Annotated in this window: 18 protein-coding genes and 1 pseudogene; 18 read left to right on the top strand and 1 reads right to left on the bottom strand. The window is 50.2% G+C overall.

The annotated features are described in order from the left end of the window. Positions 1-19: 19 nt before the first annotated feature. The gene (locus LA337_09270) at positions 20-415 is read left to right on the top strand and encodes a hypothetical protein (GenBank protein ID UBI17855.1); all 396 of its coding nucleotides are present in this window, start codon (positions 20-22) and stop codon (positions 413-415) included. Then, positions 412-723, top strand: coding sequence for a hypothetical protein (locus tag LA337_09275; GenBank protein UBI17856.1), 312 nt, complete (start codon positions 412-414; stop codon positions 721-723). Before LA337_09270 ends, LA337_09275 begins: the two co-directional genes overlap by 4 nt. Positions 724-822: 99 nt before the next feature. Here the strand turns inward: LA337_09275 and LA337_09280 are convergent, their stop codons facing one another. After that, the gene (locus LA337_09280; protein ID UBI17857.1) at positions 823-1386 is read right to left on the bottom strand and encodes a hypothetical protein; all 564 of its coding nucleotides are present in this window, start codon (positions 1384-1386) and stop codon (positions 823-825) included. A 207-nt stretch (positions 1387-1593) separates the two neighbouring features. Here LA337_09280 and LA337_09285 point away from each other — a divergent pair. The 16 genes and pseudogenes from LA337_09285 (at position 1594) to LA337_09360 (ending at position 12424) form a co-directional block, all read left to right on the top strand. Further along, positions 1594-1710: pseudogene (locus tag LA337_09285) on the top strand (lysis protein). Between the two features lie 306 nt (positions 1711-2016). Beyond that, entirely contained in the window at positions 2017-2568 is a 552-nt protein-coding gene (locus LA337_09290; GenBank protein ID UBI17858.1) for a Rha family transcriptional regulator, read from the top strand. A 125-nt stretch (positions 2569-2693) separates the two neighbouring features. Continuing rightward, positions 2694-2951 carry a hypothetical protein gene (locus LA337_09295; protein ID UBI17859.1) on the top strand — a complete coding sequence of 86 codons (258 nt, stop codon included), beginning with the start codon at positions 2694-2696 and terminating at the stop codon, positions 2949-2951. Between the two features lie 437 nt (positions 2952-3388). Further along, positions 3389-3751, top strand: coding sequence for an HNH endonuclease (locus LA337_09300; protein UBI17860.1), 363 nt, complete (start codon positions 3389-3391; stop codon positions 3749-3751). Between the two features lie 317 nt (positions 3752-4068). Next, positions 4069-4566, top strand: coding sequence for a phage terminase small subunit P27 family (locus LA337_09305; GenBank protein UBI17861.1), 498 nt, complete (start codon positions 4069-4071; stop codon positions 4564-4566). Further along, positions 4563-6290 (top strand): terminase large subunit, encoded by a 1728-nt coding sequence (locus LA337_09310; GenBank protein ID UBI17862.1) that lies wholly within the window; start codon positions 4563-4565, stop codon positions 6288-6290. The genes LA337_09305 and LA337_09310 overlap by 4 nt, the downstream gene beginning before the upstream one ends. Continuing rightward, the gene (locus tag LA337_09315) at positions 6284-6463 is read left to right on the top strand and encodes a hypothetical protein (GenBank protein UBI17863.1); all 180 of its coding nucleotides are present in this window, start codon (positions 6284-6286) and stop codon (positions 6461-6463) included. The genes LA337_09310 and LA337_09315 overlap by 7 nt, the downstream gene beginning before the upstream one ends. Beyond that, entirely contained in the window at positions 6463-7722 is a 1260-nt protein-coding gene (locus LA337_09320) for a phage portal protein (GenBank protein UBI17864.1), read from the top strand. Before LA337_09315 ends, LA337_09320 begins: the two co-directional genes overlap by 1 nt. Positions 7723-7758: 36 nt before the next feature. After that, positions 7759-8679: a S49 family peptidase gene (locus LA337_09325; protein ID UBI17865.1), complete on the top strand. Its 921-nt coding sequence runs from the start codon at positions 7759-7761 to the stop codon at positions 8677-8679. A gap of 72 nt (positions 8680-8751) precedes the next feature. Continuing rightward, positions 8752-10038: a phage major capsid protein gene (locus LA337_09330; GenBank protein ID UBI17866.1), complete on the top strand. Its 1287-nt coding sequence runs from the start codon at positions 8752-8754 to the stop codon at positions 10036-10038. A 97-nt stretch (positions 10039-10135) separates the two neighbouring features. Beyond that, entirely contained in the window at positions 10136-10507 is a 372-nt protein-coding gene (locus LA337_09335; GenBank protein UBI17867.1) for a hypothetical protein, read from the top strand. After that, positions 10488-10805: a head-tail connector protein gene (locus tag LA337_09340; protein UBI17868.1), complete on the top strand. Its 318-nt coding sequence runs from the start codon at positions 10488-10490 to the stop codon at positions 10803-10805. The genes LA337_09335 and LA337_09340 overlap by 20 nt, the downstream gene beginning before the upstream one ends. Further along, a complete protein-coding gene (locus tag LA337_09345; GenBank protein ID UBI17869.1) occupies positions 10802-11152 on the top strand; it encodes a head-tail adaptor protein in 351 nt (116 codons plus the stop codon). Before LA337_09340 ends, LA337_09345 begins: the two co-directional genes overlap by 4 nt. Then, positions 11121-11510, top strand: a complete 390-nt coding sequence (locus LA337_09350; protein UBI17870.1) for a hypothetical protein — start codon at positions 11121-11123, stop codon at positions 11508-11510. Before LA337_09345 ends, LA337_09350 begins: the two co-directional genes overlap by 32 nt. Beyond that, positions 11507-11908 carry an HK97 gp10 family phage protein gene (locus LA337_09355; GenBank protein ID UBI17871.1) on the top strand — a complete coding sequence of 134 codons (402 nt, stop codon included), beginning with the start codon at positions 11507-11509 and terminating at the stop codon, positions 11906-11908. The genes LA337_09350 and LA337_09355 overlap by 4 nt, the downstream gene beginning before the upstream one ends. A 33-nt stretch (positions 11909-11941) precedes the next feature. After that, positions 11942-12424 (top strand): phage tail protein, encoded by a 483-nt coding sequence (locus LA337_09360; GenBank protein UBI17872.1) that lies wholly within the window; start codon positions 11942-11944, stop codon positions 12422-12424. Positions 12425-12481: the final 57 nt, after the last annotated feature.

Raw genomic sequence — 12481 nt, forward strand, 5'->3', positions numbered from 1 at the left:
TCTAAATCGGAACCAACAAATGCTTTCAGCAAAACTGATATCTGCTCTATTTGGTCAAGCGAACCAAAGTGGAGAAAAATCAACAGTTGTCCACACAATAATCTGGCTGATTGCAATAATCGTTCTCGGTATTGTTTTTCTCATATACTTTAATGCTCCTGTATGGGTGATCGCCACATTTCTGTTTATTATGGTTGCTGGTTGCATTTTCTATGGGGCTGTGTTCTGGTTCTGTTTGCGTAATAATCCTGATTTGCTCAGAAGCGAAAAAATGGTGCTGCAAAAACTAGCAATCGAAAAGCAGTTTCTTGGAGATAGTATCACTGGGGAGTTTGATGAAACGCTAAAGACAGTGGACAAACATCAGGGAGAGAAGTTGATCGGTAGCAAGGCAGAAGGAGTCGATGACAAATGAGGAGAAAATTTGCCGTTGCACTTGATTCTTCTACAAAAGAACAAAACGCTCAGTTGAAAAAATTTATAGAAGATAATGGGCTTGGTTGGTGGCATTGGATAGCCAACTTTTGGCTACTGACAGATCCAAATGGTAACTTTACTGCAAAGGATATTAGAGAAAAACTAAACGTATTATATCCTGGCGTGCATTGTATAGTTTTATCGATAGATAAGGATGAAGATACTTGGTCAGGTTTTGGGCCGAAGGGAACAGAAAAAAATATGTTCAATTGGCTCAAGAGCACTTGGGATAAAGACCTTAACTGATCATCGCTGGTCAATTTATTATTACCATCAAAAAGGCCACCTTCGGGTGGCTTTTTTTATTGCCATCACCATGGGCTGACCCATCGTAATGGCTTTAAATTATCGAAACGCTTCTAAGGCTAAAACAAAGCCTCGCATGACATTCCGATGCTCGAGTGGTTCTCTAAAATGAAATGTTGATTCTCCTGGCCCTCCTATCTCATACCCTTCGTACTGAAAGGAGTGAAGCCAATAAACTTGTTCATCTCGACGATCTTCGTGAATCCAATATCTCCACTCAGGAGTCGATAGGATATGTTCGATCGGAATGAGAGGACCCCATTTATCAAGAGGTAAGATATTCGGTGTCTTGAGTGAAGGGCCACCCGCCGCAAGCCAAACCCTTTGCCCTGGGCGATCATAAGACAAAATCCTGGCTTTACGACTTTCAACAGAAATGATCTCGTCATTTGATGGTTTTACTTCAAAGTAGGCATCAAAATCTTCAATATAAAAATCTGGGATATAAATTTCCTTAGTTGAAAGTTGAATTTGTTCTGGTTCATATCTAAACGTTAACCCTAGAGTATCAAAGAAGACTGCCCAACGGGCTTCTGTCTGAGAGCGGTATGATATCCCTTTATAATTAGTTGGAATCACATTTGCACTACGGTTATTGATCACACTCCACTCCTCATATTGTATAAAAAAATAAGGCAATTATATGGCAAATCCGGACTGGGAGGCTATCGAGACGGCGTACCGGGCCGGAGTGATGTCCCTCAGAGAAATCGCATCGCAACACGGCATCAGTGAAGGGACAATGCAGAACCATACTAACTACTGAGCGAGTGAAACAGACAACATTATCGGTAAGGATGATGGTAAAGACCCAGACCTACAGACTCCGCCGAACGGGATTGTTTCACCCTCAGAGAGCGAATCGCCACAGTGACGAAGCAGATTGGCTACCTGCAGGGATACATCAAAACCCAATGTTTAAAATAGGGTGATATAACATAACGTTTTGCTTAAAAAGTGCGCTCAATTAATTCATGCACTTACGGAAAAGTAGACAAAATACTACGATTACAGTATGTTTTTGCTATCTTGGTGTGAGTTGTAGCCAATATTCGAAGCCTCGCTATCTGCGGGGCTTTTTTGTATCCGAATTTCACCGCGCACCGCAGCGCATCCAACCACGTCGAACCCAACCCTTTGGAATGAGCCTTTGAGGAGTCAGTTAGTGCTGGCGAGCCTCGACGGGCTGATCTCCTATGCGGCAAAGGTTCATCTCAAAGTAAGGTACACGCTATGACATACCCAACTGTTATCAACGGCTTCGATTTTCGTGAGCTTATCTTCCTGTCCGGTACGGAATCAGCAACTGACACATTCAAGGTGGCGAAGGCGTTCGGGAAGAGCCATAAGGATGTGATGAGAAAGACCAGAAAGGTGATCAGCTCATGCTCCTCGGATTTTGCAGGGCGCAATTTTACGCTTTGCTATGAAAACAATGAGTTACAGAACGGCAAGCCTCAGCCATTTTATAGAATGACCCGGAACGGCTGGACCATGCTGGTTTTCAGCTTCACAGGTGCTGCAGCGTTTGCTTTCAAAGAGGCCTACATCGCCGCGTTCGACTGGATGGCTGACATGATCACCCAAGGAAAGAGTAACCTTGAAGCAGAGCGGAACGCTGTAATGCTGGAGCTCATGAAAGAGAAGGATGTAGCGAGTATGTCCGGGCGTCTGCTTAACCGCTGGGGAAGGGTGAAAAAGCCTTTCCTGCTTGCGAAAATTGAACGACTCGAAAAGCAGGGACAGATCCCTTTGCCGGGATTAGCTAAAGCACTTATTGAATAGGGCCGCCACTGAGCGGCCTTTTTTATGACCATTAAAAAGCTCATCTGCGGGTGGGCTTGATAATGAACGCTAAAGAAAATTTTCACAAAGTCGATACTTCCAATTCAATCTGAAAAGGAGGATGTATGAACACTTATAATCTGGTAAGCACAGTCAAGTTTGTGAACTCTCATGGTCATGAGGCTAAATACGACATCTACTACGACCCTGCCTCGTCTGATTATCATGCGGAAATTTTTCATATTGCCAGCGTGAATTCTCAGGGCCCTAACGCCCATACCATAAACGTTTGGTATAGAACGCATAATACTTACCGTCGCATTCCTGGTAATAATATTAAAGATATAGAGGATTCTTGCCTGAACAATTTTCTTGGCAAATAAATTACACAAGCCGCCTTCGGGCGGTTTTTTGTTGCCACCACCATGGGTAGACCCATCGTACTGGCTGTTCATCTAACTCTGTTGTCTCGCAAACTTAACTGTCACCTTCTTACCATTGAGGGTTAGTTTTTTCTCGGTGCCAGGAACCATATCCCCAGACCAATTAATGACATCACGATCTTTAACCGCCTGAATCCTAACTCTGTACTTATCTGCCTCTTTGGTTACTTGAGATGTGATTGATGCGGATACTGAATTGTCACTGGAAGAAAGAGGAATCACAAGCCCCAGTCCTTGTGGCGGGTATGCGATTCAACCTGTTATGGGGTGGCGACCGTGCTGATTCTCGCTATTTATGAATATTTTCCGCTATTTGCCGTTTCCGTTTATCTCTCCGAGTACAACACAACTTGTTTCTAACAAACAGGACGATGCCGATGCCAGCACGCGCTAAACGCCCATGCCGACACAAGGGATGTGCGGCAATCACCAACGATGCCAGCGGGTATTGTGAACAACACAAGCAGCAGCATGCCGGTGATGGCTGGCGTAACTACCAGGCAGGAAAGAGCAGGCAGGAACGTGGATACGGGCGGCTCTGGGAAATCATACGGGCACGTATCCTACAGCGTGATCAATACCTGTGTCAGAATCATCGCCGGCAGAAGATAGCGAAAAAAGCGACCAGCGTTGACCACATCATCCCAAAAGCTCATGGCGGTACTGATGACGATTCCAATCTTGAGTCGTTGTGCTGGGAATGCCACAGAGCGAAGACGGCAAGAGAGCGTATCCGATGAGTTATACCCATTGCACATACTGTGGTTCACGACTTCATACATACGCGAACTGCACTAAAACATGGGGTGGTTCCTCCCTCCGCGCCAACCTGCGCTACGGCTATTGTGGGCAGTCAGGGCATAACTCTAATGCCTGCCCACACAATGCGAGCAGCGGTCGTCGGCACAGCCTGAATGATGACTTCCATCTTTATTGAAGTCCACATAGGCCAGGGGTAGGGGGGATCAAATCCCTGACCCCTTTCGCGCTTTAGGACTGCCCGCTTCCTCGTATTTTTATACCCGCGAAAAATGAAATTTAACCAGGAGTGTCGCTTATGGCTGGAACGGCGGGGCGTTCCGGGCGTCGCCCCAAGCCAACGGCGCGCAAGGAGCTGGCAGGGAACCCCGGCAAACGAGCTCTGAATAAAGAGGAACCTGTATTCACACCGATTAAAGGTGTGGCACCACCTGACTGGTTTTCTGAGGATGATGGTCTGCCAATGGCGGCCGTCATGTGGGAACTGACCACGAAAGAATTATGTGGACAGGGATTACTGTGTGTTACCGATCTTGCCGTACTTGAGCGCTGGTGTGTTGCATATGAGTTCTGGCGCAGGGCGGTTAAAAATATCGCCAGAGAAGGGCTGACTATCACTGGTGCTATGGGGGGGAAGATAAAAAACCCTGAGCTAACCGCAAAGAAAGAGCAGGAATCGGAGATGAGCTCTACCGGCTCCATGCTTGGCCTTGATCCCAGCAGTCGACAACGCCTAATCGGCCTTGCCGGACAGAAGAAAACCTCTAACCCATTCCTGAAGATGATCAACTCATGAGCCGGAAATCGTACCCCAACGTAAACGCCGCGAATCAATACGCCCGCAACGTTGTGCGGGGGAAGATTCCGGCGTGCCAGTTTGTCATTCAGGCCTGCCAGCGTCATATCGATGACATGGCGGCTGAAAAGAGTAAGAAATTTCGTTACCGCTTCGATAAAGACATGGCAGAAAAGGCCGCGAAATTTATCCAGTTGTTGCCACATACAAAAGGAGAGTGGGCATTCAAGCGGATGCCGATCACTCTGGAGGCATGGCAACTGTTTATTGTGTGCTGCGCCTTTGGCTGGGTCCAGAAAGGGTCGAAGCTTCGACGATTTCGCGAGGTTTACACGGAGATACCGCGTAAAAATGGGAAATCAGCTATTTCGGCAGGTGTGGCGCTGTACTGTTTTACCTGTGATAACGAGTTTGGCGCTGAAGTATATTCCGGGGCCACAACTGAAAAACAGGCGTGGGAAGTATTCAGACCCGCTCGTCTGATGTGTAAGCGCACCCCGATGCTGGTGGACGCGTTCGGGATTGAAGTTAATGCGTCCAACCTGAACCGGCCAGAAGATGGCGCGCGTTTTGAGCCGCTGATTGGTAACCCTGGGGACGGCGCTTCACCGCACTGTGCGATTGTTGACGAGTATCACGAACATCCCACAGATTCGCTCTACACCACTATGCTGACGGGTATGGGGGCGCGGCGACAACCACTAATGTGGGCGATCACGACGGCGGGTTACAACATTGAGGGTCCATGCTACGACAAACGGCGTGAAGTGATTGAGATGCTTAACGGCACAGTACCGAATGAGGAATTGTTCGGCGTGATATACACCGTCGACGAGGGGGATGACTGGACCGATCCTAAAGTGCTGGAAAAAGCTAACCCGAATATGGGCGTGTCGGTCTATCGTGACTTTCTCCTCAGCCAGCAACAGAGAGCTATTAATAACGCCCGTCAGGCTGGTGTATTTAAAACTAAACACCTCAACATCTGGGTTGCAGCCCGTGCCGCTTTCTACAACCTGGTTTCCTGGCAGAACTGTGAGGATAAGACACTTACGCTGGAGCAATTCGAAGGACAGCCATGTGTTCTGTCTTTCGACCTGGCGCGCAAGCTGGATATGAACAGTATGGCGCGGTTGTTCACCAGGGAAATTGACGGCAAGACACATTACTACAGCGTTGCTCCCCGCTTCTGGGTTCCCTACGACGCAGTATTCAGCGTTGAAAAGAACGAAGATCGTCGTACTGCGGAGCGATTTCAGAAATGGGTTGAAATGGGACTGCTTACAGTTACTGATGGCGCTGAAGTTGATTACCGCTACATCCTTGAAGAGGCCAAGGCGGCAAACAAGCTCAACCCAGTCAGTGAGTCACCGATTGACCCGTTCGGCGCGACGGGGCTTTCACATGATCTGGCTGATGAAAGCCTTAATCCGATCACTATCGTTCAGAACTACACCAATATGTCTGATCCGACGAAGGAGCTGGAAGCCGCCATTGAGTCAGGCCGCTTTCATCACGACGGGAACCCGATTATGAGCTGGTGTATCAGCAACGTCGTCGGGAAGTATTTGCCCGGTAATGACGATGTGGTTAAACCCATCAAAGAGCAGAACGAAAACAAAATCGATGGCGCGGTTTCGCTGATTATGGCAATCGGACGGGCAATGTTGAATAGCCGGGCGAGTAATTCATCCGTTTACGACGAGGAAGATGTAGCATGCTAATGACGTTTTTAAGTTTTTTTATCGGCCTCGCCGGAGCCGCGTTACTGTCTGCCGGTGCCTGGCTTATTTCACCTGCAGCCGGGCTTATTACCGGCGGTTCAATCTGCCTGCTGTGGTCATTTTTAATCGCGAAATCAATGTCTGCCAGCGTAATTAAATCAGGGGGTGAATAATGTTCATTCCCCAGATGTTTCGGGGTAAATCTCAGTCTGGTGGTAGTTTCTGGCAGGCGATGCTGGGTGGTGTGAGTTCCAGCCAGAGCAAGGCGGGGATCATTATCACTTCTGAAACCGCAATGGCGTTATCGGCGGTCCGGGCATGTGTAACGCTTCTGGCAGAATCGGTGGCGCAGCTGCCGTGTGAACTTTACAGGCGAGGCGCTAACGGAGGCCGTGAACGGGCGACTGACCACCCTGTTTATGATCTGATTCATTCCCAGCCCAACAAAAAAGACACTTCATTTGAATACTTTGAACAACAGCAGGGCCTGCTTGGTCTGGAGGGGAATTGCTACTCGATCATCGACAGGGACGGGAAAGGTTATCCCCGCGAATTAATCCCGGTTAATCCCCAAAAGGTCATTGTCCTGAAAGGCCCGGATGGGATGCCATATTATGAACTACCCGAAATTGGCGAAACGTTGCCAATGCGCATGATGCATCATGTGAAGGTCTTCTCACTGGATGGCTATATCGGCAGTTCCCCAATCCAGACGAACGCGGATGTTCTTGGGCTAAACCTCGCCGTGGAAGAGCATGCTTCTCAGGTCTTTCGCCGTGGTACAACGATGAGCGGCGTTATTGAGCGTCCAAAAGACGCCCCGACGATCAAAAGCCAGGATGCTATCGACCGCCTGCTGGCAAAGTGGACGGACAGATATTCCGGCGTCAGAAACGCCTTCTCTGTTGCATTGCTTCAGGAAGGGATGAGCTACAAGCAGTTATCTCAGGACAATGAGAAAGCGCAGCTGTTGCAGTCCCGTCAGTGGGGCGTGGAGGAAGTGTGCCGACTCTATAAAATCCCGCCTCATATGGTGCAGATGCTGGCGAAAGCCACGAATAACAACATTGAGCACCAGGGGCTGCAGTTTGTGATGTACACGCTGTTGGCCTGGCTGAAGCGTCATGAAGGCGCATTAATGCGCGATCTGCTTTTACCCAGCGAGCGCGGTGATCTGTACATTGAATTCAATGTTTCTGGCCTGCTGCGCGGGGATCAGAAGTCACGCTATGAATCTTATGCACTAGGCCGCCAGTGGGGCTGGTTATCGGTTAACGACATTCGCCGCATGGAGAACCTTCCACCCATCGCCGGAGGGGACAAATACCTGACGCCTCTGAATATGGTCGACAGTAAACAAATCTTACCTGGCGATAACACGCCAACAGCAAAACAACTGGCAGAAATCAACTCTATTCTGTCCAGAAACTGAATATCACCCGCAGCGCGGGCTGACCTGGTAAACATCATGACAAAAAATTTAATTAATCTGCCGCACCTGGCGGCTATGGTCTTTGGTGTTCCACATTACGTGACACGACAGACAATGGATTCTGTAAAAGCTGTGCTGGTTCCCCGTATTCAGGGATTATCAGAAGAGGCTGGAATTCACATGACGCAGGAGCCTGATAACAATCAGGCGCCAGATTTGGTTCAACCAGCTGGTGGAATGGCAGTTATTCCTGTTCACGGCATTCTGGTTCCGCGTCGTGGGCAAATTACTGCAATGTGTTCTGAACTTACCAGTTATGAGCGCATACGTAGCCAGGTGCATGCTGCATTAAATGACCCTTCCATCAGTGAAATTGTGCTGGATATAAATTCTGGTGGTGGTGCGGCGGTTGGATGCAAGGAACTGGCCGATTATATTTTCCAGTCACGTCAAACTAAGCCTATTACTGCAATTGTGAACTACAGCGCCTATTCTGCGGCTTACTTTATCGCTTCGGCCTGCAGCAAAATTGTAGTCAGCCAGACCAGTGGAGTCGGCTCGATTGGAGTGATTATGGAACACCTAGATACTTCTAGGATGGAAGAGCAAATGGGGTTAACATTCACCACGATTTTTCGGGGAGATAACAAAAATAACGGTACACAACATGAGCCACTGAGTGAATACGCTCGGGGAATGTTCCAGAGGATGATTGACGATATGTACGAGACGTTTATTACCTCTGTAGCGGAATACCGGAATCTTGCCCCTCAGACGGTGATTAACACGCAGGCCGGAATCTATTTCGGCGCTGATTCCATTTCTGCTGGTCTTGCCGATGAAGTTTCGGATCCTCAGTCTGCGATTAATGCCATTGCAGCAAAGTACAAACAACCTCAACAAACCACTTCCATAAAGTTGCAGGCCGCCGCGATGGACCTGCAAACCAGAATGTGACCCGGCGCTAACGCGTCATTACCAGAAAGCAGCCTGTTGGCTGCTTTTTTTATGCCAAAAAGAGAGAAAACTATGCCACAGATTGAAGAATTACGTCGTCAGCGTGCGGGTATTAATGAACAGGTACAGGCCCTGGCCACGATTGAAACTACCGGTGGAACGCTGACAGCGGAGCAGTTAACCGAATTTGCCAGCCTGCAGCAGCAGTTTACAGATATCAGTGCCAAAATGGAGCGTCTGGAAGCAGCTGAACGTGCTGCAGCGCTTGTTGCCAAACCGGTTAAAGGTACACAACAGGCTCCGGGTATCAGCGTTAAAGCAGAGCCAAAGCAATATACCGGCGCAGGAATGACCCGTCTGGTGATGTCGATTGCGGCAGCACAGGGTAACGTCCAGGATGCTGCTAAATTTGCAGCTGAAGAACTGAATGACCCGTCTGTCTCGATGGCCATCAACACTGCCGCCGCGTCAGGTGGCGTTCTTATTCCGCAAAACCTGCACAGCGAGGTGATCGAACTGCTGCGCGATCGCACCATCGTCCGTAAGCTGGGCGCGCGCTCCATTCCGCTGCCGAACGGCAATATGGCGCTGCCGCGTCTGGCCGGTGGTGCGACGGCGAGCTACACCGGGGAAGGCAAGGATGCGAAAACATCAGAAGCGCGCTTCGATGATGTGAAACTCACTGCGAAAACCATGATTGCAATGGTGCCTATCTCCAACCAGCTGATTGGTCGTGCTGGCTACAACGTGGAGCAGCTGGTCCTGCAGGATATTCTGACCGCGATTTCTGTTCGTGAAGATAAAGCCTTTATGCGCGATGACGGTACCGGTGATACGCCTGTCGGTATGAAAGCGCGGGCAACTGAGTGGAACCGCCTGCTGCCGTGGGAAGCTGCTGCAGAGGTTAATCTGCAGACGATTGATACCTATCTCGACAACATTATCCTGATGGCTATGGACGGGAACAGCAACATGATCAGCTGCGGCTGGGGCATGTCGAACCGGACTTACATGAAACTGTTCGGTCTGCGCGACGGTAACGGTAACAAGGTCTACCCGGAAATGGCCCAGGGGATGTTGAAGGGATTTCAGATTCAGCGTACCAGCGCTATCCCGGCAAACCTCGGTGACGCAGGCAAAGAGTCGGAAATTTACTTCGCGGACTTTAATGATGTGGTTATCGGTGAAGACGGCAACATGAAGGTGTCGTTCTCGCAGGAAGCCTCCTACCAGGACGGGGATGGCAATCTGGTTTCCGCGTTCTCCCGTAACCAGTCGTTGATCCGCGTGGTGACGGAGCACGACATCGGCTTCCGTCATCCGGAAGGTCTTGTACTCGGGACAAAAGTGCTGTTTTAACCGGTCCTGCACTCTGTGCGACCACGGTCGCACAGAGTAAAAGCACGTAATCCCCCAGGCCCGCAGCAGCGGGTTTTTTCTTTTCAGGAGCAAAACGATGACAACGAAAGCAGCAAAAGCAGCGGCGGCTGCAGCCGGTGATGTGAAAAAACCGGATGAACTGACGCCGGAAAATTCAGTGGACGGGGATGACGGTCAGAATACCGCAGCGGGTTCAGATAATGCGGGTGTTGAACTGACCGGAAGTGAAGCAAACGGGGCCACGGGCCTGACGGGAGCAGAAGTGGCGCGGAAAGCGGTTTTTTTCCTGGGACCCTATCATCGTTATTCACGCGGTGATACGGCCTGTTTTGATGCTGAGTACGCAGAAAAACTGGTTGAACGCCATATTGCGGTATGGCCAGAAGATGCGGAAAAGGCGCTGAGTCCCCGCAAGGGAGCCGATGACCATGATACTGACATTGGATGATGTGAAAACCCAGCTCCGTCTGGAGCCGGATTTCACGGAGCATGACGGCATGCTCACTAATATGGTGGCGGCGGCGCAGAAGAGTATTGAGCGTGACTACTACTGCAAACTGGTGGGAAGCGATGACGAACTGCAGGCGCTGCCGGAAGGTGTACGCGGTTTTGTGGCGGATGAAGATATCCAGCTGGCCATGCAGTATCTGGTCGGGGATGCGTATCTGAATGGTTTCACCGGTCAGTGGCTGGAGACGGCTGCGGTCCGGCACCTTCTTTTCCCGTTGCAGGAGAACACCGTATGAGCCTGAAGCCGGAAGAGATGACCTGCCGTCTTTCGATTGGGTATATGCAATCCGGCCGGGGGCCGCTGGGTGAACATCTGCCGGAACAACTGGTCGCGACCGGGAAAGCCTGGGCGAAGCGCGAACTGGTGTCGGGCAGAAAGATCCGCACACTGGATCAACAGCAGGTTGTTGAAACGTGTCTTTTTACCACTCATCCGAACCTGAATATTGATATCGACTGGAAAATAACGACGTCTGACCGGGTTTATACCGTTCGTAACGTCGAACGTCTTGCGGACCGCATCATCATCACAGGGGAGGCAGACGCACGTCATGATCGAGCTGGCATTAAAGACAGCACTTGAACGCCTGACCGGGCTGGATGTTTACCCTCTGCTCCTGCCTGATGAACTGCAGGAGGGAATTACTTACCAGTGTATTTCCGATCCGGAGCTGTACGCCGGACTGTTGCGCACAGGCCTGATTGCTGGGCGCTTCCAGATATCGATTCATCTGCTTAATGACTACACCCGCCTGTTACAGCTGGATAAGGAAATCAGCGCGGAATGGACCGCTATCGTGCATGGCCAGCTGGAGGGCTTTCCCGTACAGAATGTGGTCCGGGGGGGAATACAGCAGAGTAAATTGGTACTGACCAGCGGCAATATTCAGTACCGGCTCGTCCGGGATTTTACCTTTCACTACCGGGAAGCTTCACCATGATCACTATGGACGTAAAAGGGCTGGACGAGCTGGAGCGGCAGCTTACCGCGCTCGGTGAAAAGGTCGGCATGAAGGTGTTACGTGATGCAGGGCGTGAGGCGCTGAAAGTGGTTGAAGAAGACATGAAACAACATGCCGGCTTCGACGATGCGTCCTCTGCAGAGCATATGCGTGATTCCATCAAAATTCGTTCATCCACCCGGAAAGGTCGCGGAAATACGGTGGTCATCCTTCGGGTTGGCCCCAGCAAAAAGCATTACATGAAAGCACTGGCCCAGGAGTTCGGTACGGTGAAACAGGTTGCCGATCCGTTCATCCGCCCGGCACTGGATTACAACGTCCGGCAGGTTCTGCGCATTCTGACCGTAGAAATCCGCAATGGCATTCAGAACAGGTAGCAACCGCTGCCCACTATTTAAGAGAGAATCATTATGGCTGATGAAAATAACACGCCAAAATCATCCCCTGAGTATGCAATGCTTCCTGCCGGGACGGTGGTGAAGTTTGGCGAAGTAGGGGCCGCAGTGGCTGCGCTGAAACCTCTGATTAACTGTAAGGCGCTGGGCGCGACAGGTCAGACGGGAGGATTTGTCGACTGTACCACCCTGCTGGACAAGAGTAAGCAGTCGGTGTCAGACCTGCCTGAAGGCCCGGAGAAATCGCTGGGCTTCATTGACGACCCGGAAAACGAAGATTTCACCGCATTCCTCAATGCTGCAGAACAGCGTAAGACCGTTCAGTTTTATGTTGAGTTGCCGAACAAACGAACGGCTTCAATGATCCTTGCGCTTTCAGGCTGGCAGATGAACGAAATCACAGCGCCTGCCAGTGAAGTTATCCAGATTACGGTGCAGGGTAAGCAAAATAACATTAAATGGGGAATTGCCGCCCCGGCGCCAGATGCCGGCGCGTAATCCTTTTCCCCGTTACACACCGCCTCCGTGCGGTTTTTTTTCGTCTGAAAAACAGGA

The organism is Citrobacter europaeus, from assembly GCA_020099315.1.
In the GTDB taxonomy this organism is placed as follows: Bacteria; Pseudomonadota; Gammaproteobacteria; order Enterobacterales; family Enterobacteriaceae; genus Citrobacter; species Citrobacter europaeus.